We start from the raw sequence: 23,642 nt of genomic DNA on the forward strand, positions 1-23,642 counted from the left end.
AGGAGGAGCGCGCTCCCGCCCGGCGGGAGCGCGCTCCTCGTGCCTCGGGAGTGAGTCAGTGCTGCTTGACGCCACTCAGCTCGTTGGGGGCTTTCGGCAGCTCCGTCGAGGCCAGTTGCTTGCCCGACTCGATGTCGATGGCCAGCAGCTTCTTGTTCGACGGGTCCGAGACGTACGCCGTGTGGTCGCGCACGAACAGCGCCGGGCGGGACTGCTGCCAGTCCAGCGGCTCCTGCCACGAACCGAGGGCGCAGATCTTCTTGGTCACCTTGCCCGTGACGGGGTCGATGACATGGATACTGCCGTCGGTGCCCAGGACGAGCGCCTCACCGTGCGGACCGCGTGCCAGCGAACGGAAGGTGTAGCTCGCACCGATGTCGACGAGCCGCATCTTGCCCGTCTCGGTGTCGATGAGCGACACCTGCTCCGGGCGTTCCAGCTCGGCGTCCTTGTCCTTCTTGAAGTCGCCGAGGACGATGGGGGACTCGTCGGACCCTGCCTGGTTGCCGATCCGGCCGTACTCCGTGGGGCTCTCCACCTTCTTGACGGCGCCGTCCTTGTAGATCAGGACGCCGTCCTCGCAGCCGATGACGACCGCCTCGCCCTGCGCGGTCGCCTCCCCGTGGACGCCCGGGCACTCCTCGCTGCGGGTGATCTCCTTACGGTCCGTGTCCAGTACGGCGATGCCGACGCGCTTCTCCTCCGTACCGAGGGTGGTCACCAGCTTGCCGTCGGCGAGTTGGATGGCGACACCGTGGTGCGGGGCGGCGGAGGTGTACGTCTCGGTCTTCGGCTTCGTGTCACCGAGGTCCTTCGGGTCGAAGACCGTGACCACGCCGGTACCGTCGGCGAAGAGGATGGTCTTGCCCGCGTGACGTACGACGTGGCCGGGCTTGCTGCCTTCGAACTCGACATCGGTGAGCTTTCGTCCCGCTGCGTCCAGCACCTGGAAACCGGTCGCGGTCGAGACCATCACGTGGCGGTCGCTGCCCGCGGGGTTGACCCGGTTGAACCCCTCAAGAGGTATGTCTTCGGCAAGTTTCAGCGTCCTTCCGTCCAGTACGTACAGGCCCCCGTCGTATGTGGTGACGATCGGGTCCACGACCTGGGCGGCCGGTGAGCCCGACGCCCGGTCCGTCGTCTTGGCGGCGGACTCCTTGTTGTCGCCCCCGCAGGCGGCGAGCACGACGGAAGCCGCGAGCAGGGCGCCGACGGCAGCCGCTGCCCTCGGGGGTGCTACATGCTTCATAACGTGGATTTCCTCTCCATGGCTGTCGCTCATGACCGGCGACAACGCGGCTATTCGGTGCCCAGACCTGTGGATATGGACCTGGTATTGGCGCGCATCATTTCCAGGTAGGTGGCCGCCCCCTTTCCCTTTGTGGTGAGGGATTCGGAGAACAGCGGCACGACGTCGACCTTGATGTCGCTCTCGCGTTTCAGTACCCGGGCCAGTCGGTGGGGTTGCGACGAGTCCGCGAAAATCGCCTTCACGCCCGCCGTCTCGATGGCGGTGGCAAGGGACTTGAGGTCCGAGGCGCTCGGCGACGCGAGGGTGGTCCCGCTCGGGATCACCGCACCCACGATCCGGAATCCGAAACGCTGAGCCAGATATCCGAAGACGTGATGGTTGGTCACCAACTGACGCTGATCGGGGGGGATTTCGTCGAACTGCTTCCGCATCCACGCGGTGAGTTCGGTGACCTGTGCTCCATAGGCGGAGGCGTTCTTCTCGACGACGGTCTCGTCGACGCCCTTCACATGCTCGGTGACCTGCTCCGCTATGAGCCCGACGGCCTTGCGGACCCGCTCTGGGTCGGTCCAGAAGTGAGGATCGGGCTCGTCGGTGGAATCGCCGGCCGTATAGGTGATCGGATCGACGGCGTCCCCGACCGCCAGGGTGGAGACGCCGGCCTCCTCGGCGGCCTCCACATGACGCAAAATGTTCTGCTCCAGGCCGAGACCGTTGTACACGACCAGATCGGCCTGCTCGATGGACGCCGCCTGCGGAGCCGAGACACCGAAGGAGTGCGGATCGGCGTCGGCCCGCATCAGCACGGTCACCTCGGCCTCGTCGCCGACGATGTTGCGGGTGATGTCACCGAGGATGTTCGTGGTGACGACCACGGAGGGGTGGCCTTGCTCGCTTCCCGCGCAACCGCTCACCCCCAGGAGCAATACGCCGGCCAGGGAAGCGAGAAGGAGACGCTCAGGTACCCAACGCCTGCGCACAGTCGCGGAATCGGTGCTCATCGGCCGGCCTCCACCATGTACGTCGGGGCGAAGTCGAGCGGGAAGGTCCGGGCGAGCCGAAGCCGGTCGTTGTAGTCGATCTCGTAGACCTTCCGCGCCGCGGCGTCGTTGACGTACGCGCGGGTGGTGTCGACCTCGATGGCGGCGGACTCGGCCCCCTTCGGGAGGAGTTCCTTACGGGCGACGCTCTTCTTGGTGGCGATGTCGTAGGCGGTGAGCACACCGTCCTTGCCGAGCGCGAGCAGCGGAGAACCCTCTCCGGCGGTGTTGGCAGCCACCACCGGGCCGGTTGCGATGCGCGTCCAGGCGCGGTCGGTGACATCGAGGACCCAGACGGCGTCATCGCCGGACCTGGCCGCGAGCGTGGTGCTGCCCGCCCGGTGGTGGAAGTCGACGGCCCGGTCCGAGGTCGTCACCGCTGTGCTGTACGGGATCTTCTCGGCGTCGAACGTGCCCTTGTCCTCGCTGACCAGCAGCGCGCCGTCAGCACATCCGAACACCACGCCCCGGCGGGTGACGGCCTCGCCGCGCGCCTGGGCACACGGCTCCTTCAGTGCGGTGACCCGTGTGCCCTCCCGGTCGCGGACCTCGAAGGTGTCCTTCCCGGCGCCCGCCGCTGTGACCAGCAGATGCTCCTTGTAGGGGACGACCGCCCCGCTGCCCGCGCCGGTCACCGCGCTGCCACGGGGGACGGTCCCGTCCTCTAGCTTCTTGCGGTCGAGCAGTTGGGTGCCGCCCTGAGAGAAGGAGACCGCGGTGACGGCCTGATCGCTGTGGATGTAGGCGGCCTTCGTCCCCGCCATGGGCCCTACATCGCGAATCGCGGCGCGGTAGTGGTGGACGTGATCGCCGTGATCCACCGTCCAGGCACCGGTGTCGACGACGTGTGTGCCGCCGGCGGTGCTCAGGTAGGCGAACCGGCCGTCGGTGCGCAGACCCTGTACGTCGTCACGGGCCTTGAGTGACGTGATGTCCTCGGTGATCAGGTCCAGGACCTTGACCGCCCCCGTGCCCGCGTCGGCGAGTACGAGCCGGGACTGCTGTTCGGAGGCTTCTTCGGCTCCCTCCACGTACCCGTGAGGTTTCGCCGAGGCCGAGGCCTTCGAGGGTGCCTTCGCGTCGCTGCCGCTCTGGCAGCCGACGAGCAGCCCGGAGCCGACAAGGGCCGCGCAGGAGAGTGCTGTGGCGGTTCGCGTCTTCCTGAGTGTCATGAGGGACGTCCGTATTCCATGTGCGGGCGGTCGGTCGTGGAGGTGGGGGGAGTGGGCCGTACCCACCGGTCGTGGAGGCCGGAGGCCGTGGTGGAGAGCAGGAACTGGGCGACTGCCGTCGCCGCGATGCTCGCCCCGGCAGCCGTGTGGAGGTGCCACGAGAGCAGCAGGCCGATGAACGTCGCGCTCGCTCCCAGGCAGGCGGCGCCGATCATGATCACCGGGATGCGCCGGGCCCACGGCAGCACGGCTGCGGGCGGCGCGATCAGCAGGCCGAAGACCAGCAGAGTGCCCACCACGTGGAACGACGCGACGATGGCCAGCGTGAGCAGGGCCAGCAGAGCCGCGTGCGCGAGGCGCGGCCGGAGCCCCAGTGTGTGCGCCTTGCGCTCGTCGAACGCCAGCGCGACGAACGGCCGGTAGCCGAGTACGGAGATCACCAGCGCGATGACCAGCGCGCCCCCGAGGTAGGCCAGGTCGGCCGAACGCACGGCGAGCACATCGCCGAAGAGGAAGCCGGTCAGGTCGACCGCGAACGACTGCGAACGCGAGACGGTGATCACGCCCAGCGACAGCATCCCCACGAAGAGCAGGCCGATGCTGGTGTCCTGCGACAGGCGGGGTGACCGGCCGACGACGTTGACGCCGAGCGCCATGACGGCAGCGCTCACGGCGGCGCCGATGAGCAGGTTGCCTCCCAGCAGTGAGGCGAGCGCGATTCCGGGAAGCATGCCGTGCGACATCGCGTCCCCGAAGAACGCCATACCGCGCAGAACGACCCACGTACCGGCCAGGGCGCAGATCAGTGACACGAGTACGCCGCCCCACAGGGCCCGTTGGACAAAGGTCACCTCGAAGGGGCCCATCAACCATTCCATGCGGCAGGACCTTACAATGAAAACGATTATCACTACAAAGAAGCGTAGCGGGAAGAGGCTCGGGGCATGCAGTGGCAGGTAAGGCTCGACGGCGTGTCGGCCGGTTATGCGAACCGTGCGGTACTGGATCAACTCACTTTGCGTGTACCGGCGTTCACCACCACTGCCGTGGTCGGGCCGAACGGCTCGGGCAAGTCCACGCTGCTGGGGGTGATCGCCGGTGTGATCCAGGTGACGGCGGGCGAGGTTGAGCATCGGACCGGCAGGCGCGCGGCGTTCGTGACGCAGCGCAGCAGGGTGGCCGACGTGCTGCCACTGACGGTGCGTGACGCCGTGACGATGGGCAGGTGGGGGCGCCGCGGGCTGTGGCGGCGGCTGTCGCGACGGGACCGGGACGTCGTGGAGGCGAGCATGAGCCGGCTCGGTATCAGCTCCCTCGCCCATCGGCGGTTGGGGGAGCTCTCGGGTGGCCAGCGCCAGCGCGCCCTCGTCGCGCAGGGGCTGGCGCAGGAGGCGGATCTGCTCCTGCTCGATGAGCCCGCCACCGGCCTCGACGCGACGGCTCAGCGGCTTATCGCCGAAGCGCTGGCCGAGGTGACGGAGGAGGGGGTGACGGTCGTGCAGGCGACCCATGACCTCGAAGTGGCCAGGTCCGCGGGTCATCTCCTGCTGCTCCAGGAGGGGTTGCTGTGGAGGGAGGGGGCTCCCGGGGAGGTGTTGACCGATGATGCTGTCGACGAGATCTGGCGGCTGCCCCGGCGTGATTGAAGGTCGGGAGCGGAGCGTTCGTCCCGTCCGGGGCGGCCGGTTGGGGCGGCGATTGGGTGCGCGGACGAGGGAAACTCGTGGCCGCCGGGGCAAGGCGGCTCTTCCCTGCTAGTTGGAAATGATTACCATCGCGGTTAGGGTTTCGTTGCGGATACGCGGAGCGCCGCTGTGGTGACGGGGCCCGGCCCTCCCTCTCGGTTCGCTGGTACCGGACCTCCGTCATCGGTGGTGGCCCGGCCGCCGAACGGGTGTCGGCGGTCCACTGGAGCCGCAGGCACGCTCCGCGGGCCGGTGCCGGGCCCTCCTCCCCGGCACCGGCCCTCCTCCTGAGGCGGCCAATAGTGGGCCGACCCAGGAGGGCTGACATGACCGGCAGCAGCATTCACCCACACGGATGGAGACGACGATGGTCACCGCCTCACCGTCTCATCGGCTGCCGCCCTCGATCGACCCCGACGCCGCCGCGCAGCGGACCGGAGGTCTGACGCCGAGACGCTGGCGCAGGCGTGCACGGTCCAGGGCCGACGCCGCCCAGGCGGGGCTGTGCGCGGGGTGGGGACGGGGGCAATTCATGCCGCGAATCGGTGCGGCCCGGCGGAGGCATGCTGCGACGGATGTCGTGTCGGCGGCAGACTTCGGCGAAGGAGGCCGAAGCGTATTTCCGTTCCCTGACCTAGAACAACGACGAACGGATACATGTACCCACGGAGCGTGACCGGATCGCGCGTATGGAAGACAGAACCGGGCTGGGTGGCCGGAGAGCGGGCAGCAGAGCAGGCTGGAGGTATCGATGGCCCGGGCGGCCGGGCCGGAAAGCGAGGCTCCCGATGAGCAGGCTCGAAGAACAGGTCGACGTCGATGTCCCCGCGCAGGAGGTCTGGGCGCAACTGCACCGCATCGATGAGTACCCGATGTTCATGGAGGGCGTGAAGAGCGCCGCCGCGCAAGGCAGCAGCCGAGCCCATCTCGACGTCCGGATCGGGGACGACGAGCAGGCTTTCGAGACTCGCATTGCCGATCGCGGTAAGGGCCAGGTGATGGATTGGACGGTGGACAGCCCAGACCTGAAGGCAGCCTTCGCCGTGAACCCGCTGGACGACACACATACCCAGCTACAAGTCCGGCTGGAGTACGACCCGGACACCGTGCGGGCGACCTTCGGCGGCCCGAAGGGATTCGCCCAGGTCCATGCGATCGAGGACACAGTCCGGACCGACCTGGAGAAGCTCAAGGACCTGCTGGAGAGCAGGCATTGATCCCGACGTGGTGATCGTGCTCGGGTAGGGACCGGCGCACAGGCCGATACCACCGGCTTCGTAGTCCTGCACCAAGGGACGGAAGTCCTGGACCGACGCTCCCCGCTCGAACCCTGCGCTCCCGACCACAACCGAATGGTCGCGCCGCGGCCGAGCCCTTTCCCGGCGTCCTGGTGCGCTTCCTGGCTCGTAGGGACTCGCGGCTCGCGACACAGGGCGCACTGACCCGTGGGTGCTTGGGCTGTCTCATCCAGCGGCCGGGTGCTCGTGTCTCACGACGGGGGCGATGCGTCATGCCCACTTCTGGGGTCATGACGGCCGGGCGGCGATCTCTCGGCGAGCGGTGTCCCAGATCTTCTTGAACTCGTGGAAGGCCAACCGCTCCGGTCCATGGCCTTCCCGCTCCAGGTTGTTTCTGCTGGTCTGCCCAGCTCTTCCACGGGTTCGGTTCCGGTTGGGCGGGCTGGTGGGTGAAGAAGGGGTGGTGGCGCCAGACGGGGAACAGCGCCTCACCGAGGCGCTGGCCGTAGCCGAAAACGTGGCCGCGGCGCGCGGGCGGTACCGCCATGTCCGCACGGGTCGCGATGATGGCGAAAGAGGCTGTGAACCGCGCCTTCGAGACCACCCTTCCCGAAGGGATCCGCTTCGAGCGCCGCCTCTTCCACGCCGTCTTCGCCACCGCCGACCAGAAGGAGGGCATGACGGCCTTTCGACGAATCACTCGCGTCACATCTGCGGGACGACCCGTACCGCGACCGGCGCCGCCTGCCGGGATTCGGGGCCGGGTCAGCTTTTCGCCGGTACCGACGTCCCGGCTCCCCGGAGCCCGCTGCTTCTACTTCGGCCTCGTGTAAGCCCGTAGTCGCTCCTGGCGGCTCGTCAGACAACAGCTCATACAGCGCACCGCCTCCGCACTCGTGTAGTACAGACAGCAGGTGTTGCGCAGATAGACCAGCCGTTCCGGGCCGTCCGGCGCCCGTCGGACCCTGGCCACCTCGCCCAGCGTTTCGAGTCCGCCGGGTGCGGTGTCCACGAATTGCCGCCAGCGGGCGGCCAGCAGATCCACCCGGACGCCGTACGCGCACAGCGCCGTGGCGCAGCCATGGGCGATCCCTCCGCTCAACTGTCTGGCTCCGGCGCGGGTACGACGGTGCAGCGCATCGGCGATGGGCAGCAGATGCCCGTCGAGCACGGTGCGATGCAGCAGCCGTACGGAGTCCTCCCCGGTCCGGGGCAGCAGCAGCCGGGCCCTGCGCACCCGGACTCCGCCGATCCCGTGCGTGGCGGGGCGCACCAGGACATTGCCGGACCGCATGTCCGGGACCTCGTCGTACAGCGCCCAATGGAGCACGGCGGCGGCGGTGACCCGGCCCGCGTACACCGCCATCAGGGTCAGCGCGGTCGCATGACCGGTGCGGTGGTCGCTGCCGGTGCGCTCGCGCTCCAGCAGATTGGACAGCTCCACGCCCGCCGGGTCGGCCAGTCGGTCGGCTGCCAGCCACTGCCCTGCTTCGCTCGCGGACGGTTCGCCTTCGGTGACCTGCCAGCGTGGCCCGTGCGGCAAGGGCGTCCAGACGGGGGAAGTGTCGTCGCTCATGACAGCGGGAGGTAGACGACGTTGGGGGAGCCGGTGACCGGGTGGACGCCGATCCGGGTTCGTATCCCGTAGACCTCGGCCAGCAGTTCCTCCGTCAGTACCGCGTGCGGGGAGCCGGATGCCACCAGTCGTCCGGCGCTGAGCACGAACAGCCGGTCGCAGTAGGAAGCGGCCAGGTTGAGGTCGTGCAGCACCAGAAGATTGGTGGTGCCCAGCGTTCTCACCAGGCCGAGGATCTCCAGCTGGTATCGGATGTCCAGATGGTTCGTGGGTTCGTCGAGCGCCAGCAGCCCCGGTTCCTGGACCAACGCGCGTGCGATCAAGGCCCGTTGCCGTTCCCCGCCGGACAGCTCTTCGAACCGCCGGTCGGCCAGGGGCGCCGTGCCGACGCGCCGCAGCGCCCGGTCGATGCGGCGGGCGTCGTCGGCGTCGTCCTGCTCCCAGAACCGCTTGTGTGGGCTTCGGCCCATCGCCACGACCTGGCGTACGGTCAGGCCGAAGGTGCCGGGGCTGTCCTGCGGTACGACGGCGACGCGGCGGGCCCGTTCCTTCACACCGAGGGCCGCGGCGTCCGCTCCGTCCAGCAGGACCCGACCCGCTGCGGGGCGCAGGGCGCCGTAGACACAGCGCAGGAAGGTGGTCTTGCCGCTGCCGTTCGGCCCGACCAGGCCGACCGTCTCGCCGGGGGCGGCGTCCAGCGTGACCGCGTCGAGCAGGGTACGGCCGGCCACCTCGTAGCTGATCCCGTCGGCGGCGAGCGCCGTCGGGGACGGTGCCGGGCTCATCCCGTGATCCCTTCGGTACGGCTGGAGCGGCGCAGCAGCCAGAGGAAGAACGGGCCGCCCACCAGAGCAGTGATCACTCCGGCGGGAATCTCTTCGGGGGCTGCCACGGTCCGCGCCAGCAGATCGGCCAGCAGCAGGAAGGCGGCCCCGCCGAGCGCGGCCACCGGCAGCAGTCTGCGGTGGGACGCGCCGACGATCATCCGGGCGGCGTGCGGAATCATCAGGCCGACGAAGCCGATCGCCCCGCTGTAGGCGACCAGCACCCCGATGATCAGTGACACCAGCACGAAGACCCCGCCCCGGAAGCGCCCGGGGTCCAGGCCGAGGCTGCGTGCCCCTTCCTCCCCGGTCAGCAGCAGATCCAGTGGACGGGCCAGGCTGATCAGGAGCACGGCCCCGACGCCCAATACCGACGCAGGCAGCGCCAGTTGGTCCCAACGGGCGCCACCCAGGCCGCCCAGCGTCCAGAACAGGATCGCCCGCACATGCTCGGCCCGGGAGGAGAGGACCAGGATCAGGCTGGTGAACGCGGACAGTACGTACTGGATCGCCACCCCGGCCAGGATCAGCCGGCCCGTTGTCATGGTGCCGCCGCGCCGGGCCATCGCGTAGACGGCGACCAGCGCCGCCATGGACCCGGCGAACGCGGCAATGGGCAGGGCCACGTCGGTGGCCGCCCCGGCGCCGACCCCCAGCACGACGACCACGGCAGCGCCCGCTGATGCCCCGGACGAGGCGCCCAGCAGAAACGGATCGGCCAACGGGTTACGCACCAGCGCCTGGAGCACCGTTCCCGACAGCGCCAGCCCGGCGCCGACGACGGCCCCGAGCAGCACCCTGGGCAGTCGTACCTCCCACACGATCGTCGGGTACGCACCAGTGCGTTCACCACCCAGGACCGTACTCAGTACCTGGCCCGGCGGAATCCGTACCGGGCCGAGCGCCAGACCGGCCACCGCCGCCGCGAGCAGCAGCACCGTGAGAACGCCGATCACGACGGGGGTCGAGCGGAGGACGGACTTCGGACCGGGGCGGGCGGACTCCGCGCTCACGGAGTGCCGGGGTGCAGCTGCCCGGCCAGGTCCCGCACGGCGTCGGCGACCCGGACACCGAGCACGGCCGAGGACAGCGGGAGTACCGCGAACTTCCTGTCCTTGATCGCCGGCACGTCCGCGAGTGCCGGATCGTTCAGCAGCCGCTTTTTCTTGGCCGCCACCGTGGTGCCTCCGTAGTCGTAGATCACGACCACCTCGGGCTTGCGCTTGATGACCTGCTCCCAGGACACGTCGCCGAAGGTGGCGTCGAGGTCCGCGAAGACGTTCCTGCCCCCGGCGAGCCGGACGATCTCGTTGCCGATGCCCTTACCGCCGGCGGTGAACGCGGAGCTGTCGCCGGAGTCGTACACGAACACCGAGGGACGCGAGGAGCCCTTGAGGTCTGCCTCGACCGCCGCGATCTTCTGTCGCTCCTCGGCAAGCAGCTTCTTGCCGCGCTCCGGTACGCCGAAGGTCCTGGCGACTTGGGTGATCTCGGTGGCGAGCTGATCGATGCCGACCTTGCCCTTGGTGCAGTTCTCGATGTTCAGCCGGGTGTTGATGCCGTCCTTCCGGAGCCCCACCCGGTCCTGGCCCTTGGTCTTGTCGAACGCGCTGCTGTACCCGCCGTAGACGAAGTCGGGGTTGGCGCCGAGCAGCACCTCCTTGGAGGGGTACTCCTTCGCGAGCACCTTGGTGCTGGCGTACGCGGACCGGTACTTCGGCAGGATGCTGTCGTCCAGGTAGGCCGTCCCGGCCAGCCGGTCCTGGAGCCCAAGGGCCAGCATGATTTCGGTGACGTGCTGGTTCATGGTGACGACCCGCTTCGGCGGGGCGTCGAAGGTCGTCTTCGTACCGCAGTTGGTGACCGTGTAGGGATAACCGTCGGCGGCCGGTGCGGTCTCTGCCTTGCCCTCACCGCCCGTGCCGGAGCCGCAGCCGGTGAGCGGCAGCAGAAGCAGCGGTATGAGCGCGAGTGGTACACGGCGGATCCGGGGCATGGCCGAGCCTTTCCGGGGGATGTCCTCGTCCCCTGGGTTGTACGAGAAGGCGGCGCGGTCAGTATCTGGCTTCCGGGCTGATGCAGCCCGGTCACAGTGGCGGGACCGTACCGGATTCACACCGGTTTCCTGACGCGCGTCGCCTGAGTTCCGGAGCCCATTCTGTCAGACCGCGTATTCAGACAGGGCCTGCCCCTCGCGCTGCTGGTCCCGCTCGACCCCGGACGTCGATGTCCGTGACGACCGAGGGCATCTGATCAATGTTCAGGCGGTTGTGCCGTCGTGAAGAGCGCCCTGGACCTGCAGAAAACCGACAGGGAGCCCTCTTCCGGGAGTGCAGAATGCTGCGCACGATGCTCAAGCAAGATCTATCGCTTGGTCATCTGTGCAGGTCAGAGGAGTGATGGGGCCGTCCGGGTCAGCAAATGGCCGGCATTGGGCGCGGAGGGGCCCCGGCTTGCTGACCGGGTGACGGCTACCACGGGACCTGGGTGGGTCCGGCCCCCGCTCGGAAGGTTTGCTTCGCGGCTCGACAGCTCGCTCGCGATATGGAAGGACGCCGGGCCTCATCGGAATGAAGGTCGGTACCAGTGCACACGGCTCCGGAGGCCGTTGTGTCACCAGACGTTTTGGTAGACAGAGGCATACGTGATGAGTCGTCAGGCGTTCGGTCGCACGCATGTCCCCCGGCTTCACCCGGGACGTGGGGTCGCCAAGCGGCTGGCCGATGCCGGAATGTCCGTCATCGTGACGGGCGCAACGCCCGGCGCGGACCCCAGACCATCCGTCGAGGCGGCGAGTTCGCCGTGGAGGCGGACTGTCACCGAAAGCGGGACTGCCCTCAGCTGCGCAAGGTGGCACGCAGGCGCAAGCCGACCGTTGCGAGACCTTCGAAGGTGGCGAGCTGGTAGCTGGGTTCTGGTCCGGGCGGCTCGCTCAAGTGGTAACGGCGGGCGGTCTGCGCAGTCAGGAGCGTCAGCATCGCCATGGCCAGAGCGGCTCCTTCGCAGCCATGCGGCCCGGTACCGAAGGAGAGGAAGACCCCGGGTTTCGCCGGCGAGCCCGAATCATCGAGCCAGCGCTCGGGCCGGAACCGGTCCGGCTCGGGGTGTTCCCGTGCGTCGCGGTGGGCGGTGTAGGGGCAGACAAGAACGGTGGACCCGGCATTGATGGTGTAGTCGGCGAGCTGAGTCTGCCGCGTGGCGCGCCGGGTCAGCAGCCAGCTCGGGGGGTGCAGTCGGAGTACCTCGCGTACCAGTGCCTGGGTGTATTGCAGGCTGTCGAGGTGGGTGCTGGTCGTCGCGGCCGGGTCCGCGGGCAGCAAGGCGGCTTCGGCCGCGACGCGGCCCGCTGCCTGGGGGTACCGGGCCAGGTGGAGCAGAATCCATCCGGCTGCCCGGGAAGGTGTCTCGAAGGTGGCGAGGGTGATTCCGGGGAGAGGGTCGAGGATGGCCTCTTCCGGCAGTAGGCCATAGTGGGAGGAGGGCCGGAGCATCTGTCCCAGCACGTCGTCACCGAGCCGGCCCGACGAACGGCGCCGGCGGACGATGGGCCGCAAAGCGTCAACGAAGGCGACTTGCTGCCGTGTGCGGAACCGCCGTGCCGGTGTGGGGACCCAGCGCGGCCATACCCAGCGCGAGGGGCGTACGAGCACCTCCCGGGCCAGGAAGAGCTGTGAGGCAAAGGGCAGCAGGGTGGGAGCGTCTTCGGAGAAGAGGTAGCGCACGCCGATCTGTGCCAGGGCGTGTCGGACCGGGGGCAGAATCTCGACGTCCTGGCCCGTGGGCCACTGGTCAGCAAATTGAGCGGTCCTGGGCGCTATCTCACCGATCCGGGCTGCAACCGCCTGCGGGCGTAGTCCGCGCATGCGGGCGGCGTGAGCGTGCGCACGCTCCTCAGGCGCGGGTGCTGCGCTCGACCGCTTCAACGGCGGGAAGAGAGGCGAGGGTGGCTTGGGGAAGTCCTGCGCGCGGTGCAGGACTGCTTCACACGGCCCGGCCGTAGCGGCTACGTAGACCCCCGGCTCCAGTTGCCAGACGTCCCCGCACTCGGCGGCGCCACGGCGCGCCAATGCCAGCCGGTCGCGGCTCCAGGCCGCGAAGCTGCCTTCGGGCAACCGCGGCGGCTCATTCATTCGGCCCATGGGATCGCTTCTGACTCTCGTACCTGGCCAGGTCGAAATCGTCGGTGGCCAGGAGCCGGCGGGCGCCCGGGGGCCCCGCCGGCAGTGCGGTCAGACCCGGTCGTCGCCGCCTTACGCACCCCAGTCGTGTTCCCCGTAGGCACCGTAGTGGCGGGTGAAGGACAGCTTGCCGAGCAGCTTGGCGATCATGATGCGCTCCTCTCGCCTGCCTGAGCCCTCCCAGTAGAGGGTTCAGTAAAGAAGTTCTCGCCAGCACCAACTACCACGCATCCCATATTTCCACTCACGCCATATATGTCACATTCGGAGCATCAGTCGCACGCGTGGATATGAGGCGCGTGCTTGCGGGCTGGGCGCGCAGCAGGCCATCGTCGCCCCGGTGCTGGATGTCAGTGCCGCGCCCCCGGCCGCGAGGTGTGGCGACGCCGGTCACCTCAAGACCGGGGGCACCAACGCTCCGCACAGCGGCCGCCCCCCTGCGATCACCGACCACATGCTGCACATCGTGCTCCGCCCCCGCTCCGGCGGCGAATCCATGTGCTCCGTGATCAGCGCACGAGTGCTCAAGGCACAGAAGCGCGGGGTGATGCGCAGTGGATCGCCCGTCACCGTCGCGTTCCAGTCGCCGTCGAGGGTGAGTTTCATGGTGAATGCCACCTCACCGCATCCGTTCGGCGGAACCATATGGCCGCCCTTGATTGGAAAACTGCCCTCCACCACGCCGGTGCCGGTAATCGGTCCACCGGGGTCGGCGGTCAAGCCGCCGAGCCCCCTGCACCGCTGACCACCCCGCCCTTGGAGGCAGGGCTTCGTGCCCAGCGGTAAAGCGTCCTGCCCGACCCGCGGCTGCGGCACGCCGCTCTCGCCATCGGCGCACAAGGCCCGCTGTACATCGTCGGCCCTCCTGACTGTGCGCTGCGGTGGCCGCAGCGGGTTGGTCGGAGTGTGCGGCGCGGGCCGGCGGGCGGTGCTGGTGCGGGCCGGTGTGTGGGTGGTGCAGCCCGAGTCTGTAATTGGGGGGCCCGTGGCGCGTGCGATGACCTGTTCGCTCACGCCGTCGTCCAAGTCGACCGCTGCGCCGGAATCGGAAACCAGCGCGTCGAGGAGGGTGTGCACCATCTCGACAGGTGTGCCGGCGGTAGCGGTGGCGTGACAGATGCGCTCGCCGACGGGTTTCCCCTGTCAAGTTCCGCGTGCTGAGGCGACACGGTTCGATGTGTTCCACTGACCGCGTGCCGAGCGTCCGGGACTGCCGCGCAGTGCTCCCGCACGCCGTCGCGACCGGCGACGACCGTCGGCCCGAAGCCCTGGAAGAGGGCGTCCGGGGTGAACAAGTCCGCCATCACGTCCGGCTGGTGGCTGTCTGGCTTTGTAGGTGAGTTTCGCTGTTCTCGCCTGCGCAGCCGTTCGTCCGACAGGTCGCTGGGATACCCGTCGTGCGAGGTCGTGTTTCCGATGTACCGCGCGGCGCCCGACACGACCAGGGGGCAAGGGCTGTTGCCGGGGGAGTGGTGGGGGAGGCGGGAGATGCCGGAACGAAACGGCCCTCAGCCGTCACAGCGAGCACTCTCGGCTCGACCGCCCCTCCCGTTCCGTAATACCAGGACTACTGAATCGCCATCACTCACTATGAAACAGGGCGAAATGCTCAGCGAGAGATGTTGAGCCTGCTGTGGGCCCCGACCAGCGCGGAGAGCGGCTGGCGTGAGGGTACGGCACGACCATCGAGCGTGTACTGATGAGGAGTTGAGGCATGCCCGGACCGCTGGCTGCTGCACAAGCCACTGACGGATACGGCTGCGTACTGACCGGCAACGCGAGGCTGATAGGATGGCAGGCATGGGACTGATTGAGGTAGACAGAGTCTAGCCACCGAACTGCCGGTGGCTTTCACTCGTGTGGGCATCGTCCACATCGGTGAACGATCATTTCTCAATGCACGTGCGTGAGTCCGCCCTTCCCGGGCGTTGACACCGCCGCGTGAATCTCGCCGGCACGTTCGCATCGCACCGACCTCGGTCCCGGGTGCATGACTGCGAACGCGCGACTACGACCTGCTAGACATGCAACCTCCTCCTGCCCGGCATTCGGGAGCGGCTCCCATGCCGCAGGAGCGTGGCTCTCTGCCAGTTCCACTCGCACCTCTCGCCGCATCGACACACGGCCCCGTGGTCGGTTGTCAGGCCAGTTCCGCTGGCTCATACAACTCGTTCACGAAGGGCATTGCCATGCAACATCGCACCTCTCGTTCCCGCACTCGTCAACGCCGGGCGCACTGGAAGACCGGCGCTCCGGCCCCCACCACCTGCACGAATCCCGCCTGCGGCAAGGACACGCCTCCGCATCGCGCCTGCCAGCACTGCGGCTTCTACCGGGGGCGTGAGGTCCTGCCTCCTACGGGTGGTGACGCATGAGCACCGTCCTGACCGCAAGGAGCCGTTGGATGCGCATTCGCGATCACCTCGCGCAGACGGGCATGCCCGCGTTCCGGTTTCACCAGCTCATCACCGCGTGGCAGAGTTCGACGGCCGAGACCTTCGCCGACGTCCACGCCCTCCCGGCGCTCCTTCGCGGCGAGCTCGCGGAGCGGTTCGGGCCGCGGCTGCACCCGCTGACTCCGCTGGAGGTGCAACGGGACGAGCAGGTCGAGAAGGTGCTGTTCGCATCGGACAGCGGAGCGCGGATCGAGACCGTCGTCTCGCACTATCGAGCCGGATGGGACTCCATGTGCATCTCGTCGCAGGCCGGATGCGGTCTGGGCTGCACCTTCTGCGCCACTGGGGCGGTCGGCCTGATCCGCAACCTCACGGCGGACGAGATCGTCGCACAGGTGATGCATCCACGTTGGACGCGCTCGGGCCTGCAGAGGCCGGCCAGCGTCGCGTTCATGGGCATGGGCGAGGCGCTTGCCAACCCGCATGTGTTCGACGCGCTGACGCTGCTGACCGACGCCGCCTACGCCGGCATGTCCGCGCGACGGGTCACGGTCTCTACGGTCGGGTTCGCACCGAATCTCGCACGCCTCGTGGATGAGCACCCGCAGGTGACGGTCACGCTCTCGGTGCACTCGCCGTTTCCGCAGGAGCGGGCGCGGATCATCCCGCTCGAGGAGACGTTCCCGCTCGCACAGAGCCTCGACATTCTCGACCGGCACGCTGCCACGAGTCGTCGCAAGGTCTACCTGGCCCATCTGCTCATTGCCGGCGTCAACGACAGCGACGACCACCGCGCTGCCCTTGCCGAGCTGGTCCACCAGCGCTCCAGGCCCGAGCTGTTCCACGTCAGCGTCATCCGCTACAACGAGGCGGCCGGCGCAGCGCCGGAGTATCGCGCACCGTCCTCGACCCGCGTGGACGAGTTCGTGCGCGGGCTCACCGCGCGCGGTGTGCACGCGACCAGACGGGGCCAGTTCGGCACGGGCATCGACGCCGCCTGCGGGCAATTGCACGCGAGGTACTTCGCCACGCCTTCACCGGGGGCTGCCCCGGTCGACACAGAACTGATCCCCGTCACGCCCGTTGGCTGACGGGCGAGAGAAGGAAGAAGCACTGCCCATGTCCACGAAGTCCGCCATCACGCTGCGCGATCTGACCTTCGAGTGGCCCGACGGCACCGTCGCGCTCGCCGGTGTCAACGGCACCTTCACTGCCGGTAGAACCGGGCTGATCGGCCGCAACGGCGCCGGCAAATCCACCTTGTTCCGGCTCATCGCCGGTGACCTGCGGCCGACTGCCGGGCAGATCGACACCGTGGGCGAGGTCGGCTACCTGCCGCAGACGCTCACACTGCGGCAGGACACCGTTATCGCCGAGCTGCTCGGCATCCACGGGATCCTCGACGCGATGAAGGCGATCGAGTCCGGCGATGTCGACCAACGCCACTTCGATGTGATCGGTGACGACTGGGACATCGAGTCCCGTGCCGACGAAGCGCTGCATCAGATCGGGTTCTCCGCCGCAGACCTCGGCCGCCGCGTGGCCGAGGTCTCCGGTGGAGAGGGAATGCTCATCGCGATCACCGGGCTGCGCATCCGTCGCACCCCGATCACGCTGCTCGACGAGCCCACCAACAACCTCGACCGCGCCACGCGCGCCAAGCTTGCCGAGTTCGTCGGCCAGTGGCCCGGGACACTCGTCGTCGTGAGCCACGACCTCGAACTGCTGGAGCACATGGACAACACCACCGAGCTCTACGGCGGCACCCTGGACACGTTCGGCGGCCCGTACAGCGCATGGAAGGAGCACCAGGAACAGGAGCAGGCGGCAGCGGCGCAGGCCGCACGTTCGGCTCAGCAGGCACTCAAGGTCGAGAAGCGGCAACGCATCGAGGCGGAGACGAAGCTGGCGCGCCGTGAGCGGACAGGGAAGAAGACCCAGAAGGACGGCGGCATCCCGAAGATCCTCGCCGGCAACCGCGCCAGCAGGGCTCAGGCATCCGCGGGATCACTGCGCTCCACTCTCGACAGCAAGGTCCAGGCCGCACAGGCCGCCGTCGACGTCGCGGACGCACGCGTCCGCGACGAGGAGCACATCCATCTCGTCCTGCCCGATCCGGACGTCCCACGCGGACGACGGCTGGCGGAACTGGAGGATGAGGGCCGAACCGTCGTGATACAGGGCCCGGAACGGGTGGCGCTCGTCGGCGCGAACGGTGCCGGGAAGTCGACCCTGATCGAGCAGCTCGTTCAGCGTGTCGAGCCGACTCCGGGGCGACCGCACGGCCGCCTTGTCACCGAACTCATCGGTTTCCTCCCGCAACGCCTCGATGGGCTCGATGACGACGCGAGCGCGATGGAGAACGTGCAGGCTGTCGCCCCAGGAACGCCGGCCGGCACCATCCGCAATCAGCTCGCCCGGCTGCTCCTTCGCGGTGACAGCGTGGACCGCCCCGTCCGCACACTCTCCGGCGGGGAGCGATTCCGGGTCTCGCTCGCCCGGCTCCTCCTGGCCGCGCCGCCTGCCCAGATGCTGATCCTGGACGAGCCGACGAACAATCTCGACATCGCCAGCGTCGACCAACTCGCCGAAGCCCTCGACGCGTACCACGGCGCGCTCCTCATCGTCAGCCACGACTTCGCGTTCCTCGAACGGATCGGCGTCGACACCGTCATCGAGCTCGACAGAAACGGACGGATGCATCAGCGCCGAGAGCTGGGCATCTGACCGTCTTGGATCAGCCATTACGACAAGCGAGCCAGGAGGCGGGTCCTCACATGGTTGACCCGCCTCCTCCTTCGCACGCCGCTGTCCACGCGCCGACCCATGCGCGCCATCACACGCTCACCGGCGCCGTGGCGCCCGTGGTGTACGGCCGGGCGCGCCGCGTCTTCATCTGCGGGGCTCCGCCAATCTTCCGCAGCGACTTCGGTGAGTGTCGGATACGGCCGGGTGACCTGGCGGTGCTCGGCATCAACACCCTCTGCGGCAACCAACCGATCGACCGCTCTTCAGCCACGACGTCGTACCCGGCTCACGGCATTGTCCGCTCTGTTCCAAGATCTTCGGCGAACACATCGAGAGGATGAAAGACGTATGAGCAGCAACCGAAACCAGACGCAGCTCACGGCCCCGCCCGTGCCCTTCGCCCCCGAACTCAACGCGGAGTTGGAGAACCTGGGTGCGCCCCAGGAGAACGCGCCGACGTCGGCTGATGACATCCCCCGGTGGCGTGCGCAACTCACCACGACAGACCCTTCACTCAAGGAACTGCGCGACCACGGCAGGTTCGAGATCCAAGAGTTCCTCGCCCCCGGCCCGGACGGAGCACCGGACGTCTCACTCCTCTTCGCACGCCCCACCGGCCTATGCCAACAAGCGCCGGTCATCTACCACATGCACGGCGGAGGCATGATCGGTGGATCCAACCGCACCGGAATGCAGACGATCCTCCACGAGTGGGCTGAGCCCCTTGAGCTGGCGGTCGTATCCGTCGGCTATCGGCTGGCACCTGAACACCCGTACCCGGCGGCGATCGAGGACTGCTACGCCGGGTTGTTGTGGCTCGCCCGCCATGCCGGCACACTCGGCGTGGACCGCCGACGTGTCATCGCCGTCGGCGGCAGCGCCGGCGGAGGCCTCGCGGCTGCTCTGGCCCTGATGGCCCGCGACCGAAAGGGTCCCGGCATTCTTGGCCAGTTGCTGATGTGTCCCATGCTCGACGACCGCAACGACAGTCCCTCAGCACACCAGATGACCGGACTGGGCGTGTGGGACCGCCGTGCCAACAGCCTGGGCTGGACGGCTCTTCTCGGCAAGGACAGGGAAAGCTCGCAGGTCTCGTACTATGCCGCGGCCGCCCGCGCGGCGGACCTGTCCCAGTTGCCGCCCGCCTATGTCGACGCCGGTGCCGCAGAGACCTTTCGTGACGAATGCGTCCAGTACGCGACGCGCATCTGGCAAGCCGGCGGAGATGCTGAACTGCACGTATGGTCAGGCGGCTTCCACGGCTTCGACCAATTGGCGCCGCACGCCGAAGTCTCCCGAGACGCCCGCCGGACCCGCTTCCGTTGGCTCTGCCGTCTGCTGAGCCGAGAGGTCCGCGGAGCGTCTTGACGTACATCCGCCGTGCCGGCCGGGCCCGCAGTTGGGCCGGGCTCCACGGACTGGAGGTGACGAAATGCGCCAGGGGAGGGCGGCCGCGTAGTTCGGTGCGCAGAGGGCGGTTGTGCTGGTGCTGGTCAGGTGCGGGTACTTGTGCCCCGTGTGCTGTTTCTCCGGCTTTCGTTTCTGCGTATTCAGCAAGGCCGACAGTGCGGCTTCGCCGACCGAACTGGTCGGTGAGCCGGTGCCGGATCTCCGCTGCCCAGGGTGCGGCCCAGATCTGGACGAGGCGCTGTTCCAGGACGGCGTCGTCGTCATCCGCGTTGATGTCGCCGGCTGCGGTGTCCCGGCCGCGTGCGTGGACGTCGGCGATGTCCCGGACGTCTATGTAGTTGCAGGGCGCCTCGCGCAATGCCCCGATGAGCACGCCCGCTGGTGGCCAACAAGACCGGGGAACCCGGCTCGGCCTCTGCCTGATGCTGAAGTTCTTCGAGATCGAGGGCCGGTTCCCGATCTGCTGGAGGAGATACTGGCCGCCGCCGTGGAGTAGGTCGCCGGCCCGGGGGAAGCCGGCTGCCGACTTCGCGAAGTGCTCACTGACCGGCCGGACTACCGAGTACCACCGCGCGCAGGTCCGGGAGGCTCTGGGGTTCCGGCCGGCGACGCCGGAGGACGAGAAACAGCTGACGGCGTGGCCGGCCGCGGAGGTGTGCCCGGTCGAGCTGGTGGAGGACCGGCATGGCAAGGGCGGCGCCCTGACCGGCCCGGACAAGAAGCACGCCGAGACCTCGATGCTCGCCCTGCACCTGCTCCAGAGCAGTCTCGTGCACATCAGCACCCTGCTGCTCCAGCCGGCGCTCGCCGAACCGGCCTGGGCGAAGAAGCCGAGCAATGAGAACCGGCACGGGCTGACCGCGCCGTTCTGGTCGAACATCAACCCGTACGGAACACTCCGGCTCGGCATGGACAAGCGACTCGACCTGGGGCTTTCGGTCAGTGTGTCGCAGGCCAGGCTCCCGGAGTCCGCCTCAGCATTGCCGGGCTGAGCGCGTCGGTGCGGGGCAGAACTGACGCGTTGCGGTTCGCCTTCCTGCGGAACCAGCCGGGCCGTGGCGACCTTTGTGCCAAGCGTGCGAACATTTTTCACGGTTCCACGGCTCGGTCTCTTTCGTCGCCGGTTCTTCCCCGGCCGGTCTCAGCCCACCGCCTTCTCGACAAGCGCGCTGATGCGCTCTTCTTCGGCCGCGGTCAGCTCCCTCACGGCGTAGGCGGTCGACCACATGGCGCCGTCGTCGAGTGCCGCCTGGTCGCTGAAGCCGAGCATGGCATACCTCGACTTGAACTTCTCCGCACTCTGGAAATGGCAGACGACCTTGCCGTCTCTGGCGTACGCGGGCATCCCGTACCAGAGCTTGGGCGCGAGGTCCGGAGCGGCAGTCTTGATGATCTCGTGGATCCGCTCGGCGAGGACGCGGTCCGCCTCCGGCATCTCGGCGATCTTCGCGAGCACGTCCCGCTCCGCCCCCGCCTCCTTCTCCGCCCGGGACGAACCGCGCCGCGCCGCCGCCTTCTTCTCCTCGCGTGCGTGCTCCTTCATGGCGGCCCGCTCCTCGGCGGTGAATCCGTTGTACTTCTCGGTGGTCGTGCCGGAGTCCTCGGCGGGCGACTTCGTGGACGGCATGGCAGGTTTCCTCTCGTACAGGATCAGGCTGGGCGGGACTGTGGGGGCCGGGAGTCAGGACGGCGTGTGGGCGAGCGGCGCGGCAGCCTCCCAGGCGAAACCGTCCGGGTCGGTGAAGGTGTCGGCGGTGCTGCCGAGGACGATGCGGTGCGAGCCGGTGCCGTCGGCGGGGACGCCGAGGTCCTTGGCAAGGGCACGGCGCTTGTACAGCGCCAGCTTGACGGGGCTGGACTGACCGGGGGCGAACTCGGTGTACTTGCCACCGAAGCTCTTGGCGACGGTCAGGCCCCGGCCGACGTAGAACTGCTTGGTGGCCTTCACGTCCGCGACGCCGAGCAGCAGGACGACCTCGTCGATCTCGCGGGTGGCGCGGCCGGTGTCCTTCTTCGCCGAGGTCGCGATCTTCCAGATCGTCCCGTCCGGGGCCTGGACGGCGCCGCCGTAGCCCCACAGCGACTTCGCGGCGGGCTTCAGCACCGTGGCGCCGGCGTCCACGGCGGCGCCGACGAAGCCGTCGACGGTGGCCGGCCCGGACACCGTGAGCGCCAGGGTGAAGCCGCGGAATCCGGTGGAGTGCGCCTTGGACGCCTGCAGGCGTATGTACGTGTCCACGCCGAAGGCGCTGTAGAAGCGGCGGGCGGCCTCGGGGTCGGCCACCTCAAGGGTGATGGACGCGAGGGACGTGTTGGCTGCGGTGGAAGTGGTGGTTGCCATGACCATCACGCTAGGGGCTGAGCGGTCGCCGGGGCTTCTCGATTCCTGACCGGTCTTGAGACGTGCTTCGCCACGCACGCCGGCATCCCCTCCACCTTGATCGCCGACCCCGCCTCGCGGGCCGTACCCGCAACATCGGCATGGTCGGCCGCCACACCCGCCGCCTGGCGCCGGAAGGTCCCGGGCGGCATGCCGACCAACTCGGTGAAGCGGGTGGTGAACGTGCCCAGCGACGCGCAGCCGACCGCGAAGCAGACCTCGGTGACGCTGAGATCGCCCCGCCGCAGCAGCGCTGTCGCCCGCTCGATGCGACGCGTCATCAGGTACGCGTACGGCGACTCACCGTAGGCGCCCCGGAACTGCCGACTCAGGTGCCCGGCGCACATGTTCACATCACGGGCGAGCGCCTCCACGTTCAGCGGCTGCGCGTATTCCCTGTCGATCCGGTCGCGGACGCGGCGCAGCCGCGCGAGATCAGCCAGGCGCTGCGCCTGGACGCGTGCACGCCGCCATTCAGGCATACACATGAGAGCCCTCCCCTTTGTCTTTCGTCTTCCATTTCCATCGACGTCTTCGAGCGTCTGGGGGTGCCCCGCCTCGGAGGGCACCCCCAGACGCTCGGTGGCGCGGACCGGCCCGCCGGGCTCGATCAGCCGGTCGAGCAACTGCCGGACAGCAGCGGGACGGAGTCCGGGCTCATGACCGGTTCAACGCATGACCCGGACGCGGCCCCGGCGGGCGACGGGCAGGGCAGGCTCTTCCGCTCCGGTGCGCCGCCGCGTTCCTTGTGGGTGGTCGCGATGTCGGCCCGCACGGCCGCATCGACACCCACACAGCTCAGCGCAGCTCCTGGATGCGGACCAGGTTGCCTGCGGGGTCACGGAACGCGCAGTCGCGGACGCCGTAGGGCTGCTCGGTCGGCTCCTGGACGACCTCGGTATCACCGGCCTGCACCTTCTCGAACGTGGCGTCGAGGTCCGGGGTGGCCAGCAGGATCCAGCCGTGGGTGCCCTTGGCCATCATCTCGGTGATCGTGCGGCGCTCGTCCTCGGTGATGCCGGGATCGGCGGCAGGCGGCGCCAGAAGGATCGATGTGCCCGGTTGACCGGCCGGGCCGACCGTGATCCAGCGCATCCTGCCCTGCCCGACATCGCCGCGGACCTCGAAGCCGAGGACGTCTCGGTAGAAGGCGAGCGACGCGTCCGGGTCGTCGTGCGGAAGAGAAGTCGCGTGAATGGTGATGTCCATGACGAGCAGGCTAGAGGCGACCCCGTGAGCCGCGCTTCTCGATTCCTGATCGATCCGGACACGCACGGACGTTCACGGGCATGTCATGCGGAGCGCGCTCGCTTCCCGCGACAGTGCACCCGACACCCCGTCAGCCGCCCTCCAGGGGCAACGGAGGCTGAACCCACAGGTCGGCAGTGTCGGGAACTCAGGTCGGACATGAACGTCGTTGAACGGTGCGGCCGACGGGTTCCGGCACATGTTCATCGGCTACGCACCGGTCTCGACCGCCGACCAGAAGCCCGATCATCAGATCGACGCCCTGCTGCGGGCCGGCGTCGAGCGCGACAACGTCCACGTCGACACCGCGGACGGGCCCGGAGGCTGCGCCGGCACGCAACCTCAAGAAGGCCACCAGAGCGATCGACAGGCCCGCAGCACTCTGGAGGACGCCCTGGGGCGGGTCCGGCGTGATGTTGATGGCGCCGCAGTTCCAGCAACCCCACTCCTCGGGCCAGGCGGACAACGGCCTCGGTACTGGATGTGGGATTGGTG

Annotated in this window: 23 protein-coding genes, 1 pseudogene and 1 riboswitch; of the genes and pseudogenes, 8 read left to right on the top strand and 16 right to left on the bottom strand. The window is 68.6% G+C overall.

Annotated features, from left to right (window positions below; all coding sequences use genetic code 11):
* Positions 1–55: 55 nt before the first annotated feature.
* From aztD to aztB, 4 genes are read right to left on the bottom strand one after another with little or no spacing between them, the layout of a single operon-like run.
* Positions 56–1,249, bottom strand: coding sequence for a zinc metallochaperone AztD (gene aztD, locus ACIOHC_RS29445; RefSeq protein WP_351082291.1), 1,194 nt, complete (start codon positions 1,247–1,249; stop codon positions 56–58).
* A 50-nt stretch (positions 1,250–1,299) separates the two neighbouring features.
* Positions 1,300–2,253, bottom strand: coding sequence for a zinc ABC transporter substrate-binding protein AztC (gene aztC / locus ACIOHC_RS29450; protein ID WP_365689992.1), 954 nt, complete (start codon positions 2,251–2,253; stop codon positions 1,300–1,302).
* The gene (locus ACIOHC_RS29455) at positions 2,250–3,464 is read right to left on the bottom strand and encodes a hypothetical protein (protein WP_351082293.1); all 1,215 of its coding nucleotides are present in this window, start codon (positions 3,462–3,464) and stop codon (positions 2,250–2,252) included. The genes aztC and ACIOHC_RS29455 overlap by 4 nt, the downstream gene beginning before the upstream one ends.
* On the bottom strand, positions 3,461–4,342 hold the full coding sequence (gene aztB, locus ACIOHC_RS29460; protein ID WP_351082295.1) for a zinc ABC transporter permease AztB: 882 nt from the start codon (positions 4,340–4,342) through the stop codon (positions 3,461–3,463). The genes ACIOHC_RS29455 and aztB overlap by 4 nt, the downstream gene beginning before the upstream one ends.
* A gap of 66 nt (positions 4,343–4,408) precedes the next feature.
* Between aztB and aztA the strand changes: the two genes are divergently transcribed.
* From aztA to ACIOHC_RS29475, 3 genes and pseudogenes are all read left to right on the top strand, one after another.
* The gene (gene aztA, locus ACIOHC_RS29465) at positions 4,409–5,110 is read left to right on the top strand and encodes a zinc ABC transporter ATP-binding protein AztA (protein ID WP_401844641.1); all 702 of its coding nucleotides are present in this window, start codon (positions 4,409–4,411) and stop codon (positions 5,108–5,110) included.
* An 827-nt stretch (positions 5,111–5,937) separates the two neighbouring features.
* Positions 5,938–6,366, top strand: coding sequence for an SRPBCC family protein (locus ACIOHC_RS29470; RefSeq protein WP_351082299.1), 429 nt, complete (start codon positions 5,938–5,940; stop codon positions 6,364–6,366).
* A gap of 560 nt (positions 6,367–6,926) precedes the next feature.
* Positions 6,927–7,076 (top strand): annotated as a pseudogene (locus tag ACIOHC_RS29475) (enoyl-CoA hydratase-related protein); the annotation flags it as partial.
* A gap of 125 nt (positions 7,077–7,201) precedes the next feature.
* Here ACIOHC_RS29475 and ACIOHC_RS29480 read toward each other — a convergent pair.
* The 6 genes from ACIOHC_RS29480 to ACIOHC_RS29505 form a co-directional block, all read right to left on the bottom strand.
* On the bottom strand, positions 7,202–7,963 hold the full coding sequence (locus tag ACIOHC_RS29480; RefSeq protein WP_401844644.1) for a hypothetical protein: 762 nt from the start codon (positions 7,961–7,963) through the stop codon (positions 7,202–7,204).
* A complete protein-coding gene (locus tag ACIOHC_RS29485) occupies positions 7,960–8,748 on the bottom strand; it encodes an ABC transporter ATP-binding protein (protein WP_351082302.1) in 789 nt (262 codons plus the stop codon). Before ACIOHC_RS29485 ends, ACIOHC_RS29480 begins: the two co-directional genes overlap by 4 nt.
* Complete coding sequence (locus ACIOHC_RS29490; RefSeq protein ID WP_351082304.1) at positions 8,745–9,800, bottom strand: iron ABC transporter permease; 1,056 nt, start codon at positions 9,798–9,800, stop codon at positions 8,745–8,747. The genes ACIOHC_RS29485 and ACIOHC_RS29490 overlap by 4 nt, the downstream gene beginning before the upstream one ends.
* Positions 9,797–10,783 carry an ABC transporter substrate-binding protein gene (locus ACIOHC_RS29495; protein WP_351082306.1) on the bottom strand — a complete coding sequence of 329 codons (987 nt, stop codon included), beginning with the start codon at positions 10,781–10,783 and terminating at the stop codon, positions 9,797–9,799. The genes ACIOHC_RS29490 and ACIOHC_RS29495 overlap by 4 nt, the downstream gene beginning before the upstream one ends.
* Positions 10,784–10,821: 38 nt before the next feature.
* A riboswitch (cobalamin riboswitch) is annotated at positions 10,822–10,953 on the bottom strand.
* Between the two features lie 671 nt (positions 10,954–11,624).
* The gene (locus ACIOHC_RS29500) at positions 11,625–12,650 is read right to left on the bottom strand and encodes a cytochrome P450 (protein ID WP_401844648.1); all 1,026 of its coding nucleotides are present in this window, start codon (positions 12,648–12,650) and stop codon (positions 11,625–11,627) included.
* A gap of 705 nt (positions 12,651–13,355) precedes the next feature.
* On the bottom strand, positions 13,356–14,045 hold the full coding sequence (locus ACIOHC_RS29505; protein WP_401844651.1) for a hypothetical protein: 690 nt from the start codon (positions 14,043–14,045) through the stop codon (positions 13,356–13,358).
* 1,109 nt (positions 14,046–15,154) lie between these two features.
* On the opposite strand from ACIOHC_RS29505, the gene rpmF reads away from it, so the two are divergent.
* The 5 genes from rpmF to ACIOHC_RS29530 all read left to right on the top strand — a co-directional run bounded on the left by rpmF (position 15,155) and on the right by ACIOHC_RS29530 (position 20,511).
* On the top strand, positions 15,155–15,340 hold the full coding sequence (gene rpmF / locus ACIOHC_RS29510) for a 50S ribosomal protein L32 (RefSeq protein WP_401844653.1): 186 nt from the start codon (positions 15,155–15,157) through the stop codon (positions 15,338–15,340).
* A gap of 29 nt (positions 15,341–15,369) precedes the next feature.
* Entirely contained in the window at positions 15,370–16,452 is a 1,083-nt protein-coding gene (locus tag ACIOHC_RS29515) for a radical SAM protein (RefSeq protein WP_365689986.1), read from the top strand.
* Positions 16,453–16,480: 28 nt separating this feature from the next.
* The gene (locus tag ACIOHC_RS29520) at positions 16,481–18,088 is read left to right on the top strand and encodes an ABC-F family ATP-binding cassette domain-containing protein (RefSeq protein ID WP_351082316.1); all 1,608 of its coding nucleotides are present in this window, start codon (positions 16,481–16,483) and stop codon (positions 18,086–18,088) included.
* A 369-nt stretch (positions 18,089–18,457) separates the two neighbouring features.
* A complete protein-coding gene (locus ACIOHC_RS29525) occupies positions 18,458–19,477 on the top strand; it encodes an alpha/beta hydrolase fold domain-containing protein (RefSeq protein WP_351082318.1) in 1,020 nt (339 codons plus the stop codon).
* Between the two features lie 407 nt (positions 19,478–19,884).
* Positions 19,885–20,511, top strand: a complete 627-nt coding sequence (locus ACIOHC_RS29530; protein WP_401844657.1) for a Tn3 family transposase — start codon at positions 19,885–19,887, stop codon at positions 20,509–20,511.
* A 149-nt stretch (positions 20,512–20,660) separates the two neighbouring features.
* On the opposite strand, the gene ACIOHC_RS29535 is transcribed toward ACIOHC_RS29530, so the two are convergent.
* The 6 genes from ACIOHC_RS29535 to ACIOHC_RS29560 all read right to left on the bottom strand — a co-directional run bounded on the left by ACIOHC_RS29535 (position 20,661) and on the right by ACIOHC_RS29560 (position 23,613).
* Positions 20,661–21,146, bottom strand: coding sequence for an iron chaperone (locus tag ACIOHC_RS29535; RefSeq protein ID WP_401844660.1), 486 nt, complete (start codon positions 21,144–21,146; stop codon positions 20,661–20,663).
* A gap of 54 nt (positions 21,147–21,200) precedes the next feature.
* On the bottom strand, positions 21,201–21,866 hold the full coding sequence (locus ACIOHC_RS29540) for a glyoxalase (RefSeq protein WP_351082325.1): 666 nt from the start codon (positions 21,864–21,866) through the stop codon (positions 21,201–21,203).
* Positions 21,866–22,387 carry a helix-turn-helix transcriptional regulator gene (locus tag ACIOHC_RS29545; RefSeq protein WP_401844662.1) on the bottom strand — a complete coding sequence of 174 codons (522 nt, stop codon included), beginning with the start codon at positions 22,385–22,387 and terminating at the stop codon, positions 21,866–21,868. Before ACIOHC_RS29545 ends, ACIOHC_RS29540 begins: the two co-directional genes overlap by 1 nt.
* Positions 22,388–22,509: 122 nt before the next feature.
* Positions 22,510–22,692 carry a hypothetical protein gene (locus tag ACIOHC_RS29550; RefSeq protein WP_401844665.1) on the bottom strand — a complete coding sequence of 61 codons (183 nt, stop codon included), beginning with the start codon at positions 22,690–22,692 and terminating at the stop codon, positions 22,510–22,512.
* Between the two features lie 5 nt (positions 22,693–22,697).
* A complete protein-coding gene (locus tag ACIOHC_RS29555) occupies positions 22,698–23,108 on the bottom strand; it encodes a VOC family protein (protein ID WP_401844667.1) in 411 nt (136 codons plus the stop codon).
* 187 nt (positions 23,109–23,295) lie between these two features.
* On the bottom strand, positions 23,296–23,613 hold the full coding sequence (locus ACIOHC_RS29560) for a hypothetical protein (RefSeq protein ID WP_401844669.1): 318 nt from the start codon (positions 23,611–23,613) through the stop codon (positions 23,296–23,298).
* Between the last annotated feature and the right edge of the window lie 29 nt (positions 23,614–23,642).

The sequence above is a fragment of the Streptomyces sp. NPDC088252 genome, from assembly GCF_044740965.1.
GTDB lineage: Bacteria > Actinomycetota > Actinomycetes > Streptomycetales > Streptomycetaceae > Streptomyces.

Coding starts and splice junctions, on each gene's coding strand:
- aztD (WP_351082291.1), bottom strand. CDS start 1,249: ATGAAGCATGTAGCACCCCCGAGGGCAGCGGCTGCCGTCGGCGCCCTG.
- ACIOHC_RS29530 (WP_401844657.1), top strand. CDS start 19,885: ATGAGCACGCCCGCTGGTGGCCAACAAGACCGGGGAACCCGGCTCGGC.
- ACIOHC_RS29545 (WP_401844662.1), bottom strand. CDS start 22,387: ATGTGTATGCCTGAATGGCGGCGTGCACGCGTCCAGGCGCAGCGCCTG.
- ACIOHC_RS29505 (WP_401844651.1), bottom strand. CDS start 14,045: ATGGTGCACACCCTCCTCGACGCGCTGGTTTCCGATTCCGGCGCAGCG.
- aztC (WP_365689992.1), bottom strand. CDS start 2,253: ATGAGCACCGATTCCGCGACTGTGCGCAGGCGTTGGGTACCTGAGCGT.
- ACIOHC_RS29520 (WP_351082316.1), top strand. CDS start 16,481: ATGTCCACGAAGTCCGCCATCACGCTGCGCGATCTGACCTTCGAGTGG.
- aztA (WP_401844641.1), top strand. CDS start 4,409: ATGCAGTGGCAGGTAAGGCTCGACGGCGTGTCGGCCGGTTATGCGAAC.
- ACIOHC_RS29515 (WP_365689986.1), top strand. CDS start 15,370: ATGCGCATTCGCGATCACCTCGCGCAGACGGGCATGCCCGCGTTCCGG.
- ACIOHC_RS29455 (WP_351082293.1), bottom strand. CDS start 3,464: ATGACACTCAGGAAGACGCGAACCGCCACAGCACTCTCCTGCGCGGCC.
- ACIOHC_RS29500 (WP_401844648.1), bottom strand. CDS start 12,650: ATGCGCGGACTACGCCCGCAGGCGGTTGCAGCCCGGATCGGTGAGATA.
- ACIOHC_RS29485 (WP_351082302.1), bottom strand. CDS start 8,748: ATGAGCCCGGCACCGTCCCCGACGGCGCTCGCCGCCGACGGGATCAGC.
- aztB (WP_351082295.1), bottom strand. CDS start 4,342: ATGGAATGGTTGATGGGCCCCTTCGAGGTGACCTTTGTCCAACGGGCC.
- ACIOHC_RS29555 (WP_401844667.1), bottom strand. CDS start 23,108: ATGGACATCACCATTCACGCGACTTCTCTTCCGCACGACGACCCGGAC.
- ACIOHC_RS29495 (WP_351082306.1), bottom strand. CDS start 10,783: ATGCCCCGGATCCGCCGTGTACCACTCGCGCTCATACCGCTGCTTCTG.
- rpmF (WP_401844653.1), top strand. CDS start 15,155: ATGCAACATCGCACCTCTCGTTCCCGCACTCGTCAACGCCGGGCGCAC.
- ACIOHC_RS29535 (WP_401844660.1), bottom strand. CDS start 21,146: ATGCCGTCCACGAAGTCGCCCGCCGAGGACTCCGGCACGACCACCGAG.
- ACIOHC_RS29540 (WP_351082325.1), bottom strand. CDS start 21,866: ATGGTCATGGCAACCACCACTTCCACCGCAGCCAACACGTCCCTCGCG.
- ACIOHC_RS29525 (WP_351082318.1), top strand. CDS start 18,458: ATGAGCAGCAACCGAAACCAGACGCAGCTCACGGCCCCGCCCGTGCCC.
- ACIOHC_RS29480 (WP_401844644.1), bottom strand. CDS start 7,963: ATGAGCGACGACACTTCCCCCGTCTGGACGCCCTTGCCGCACGGGCCA.
- ACIOHC_RS29470 (WP_351082299.1), top strand. CDS start 5,938: ATGAGCAGGCTCGAAGAACAGGTCGACGTCGATGTCCCCGCGCAGGAG.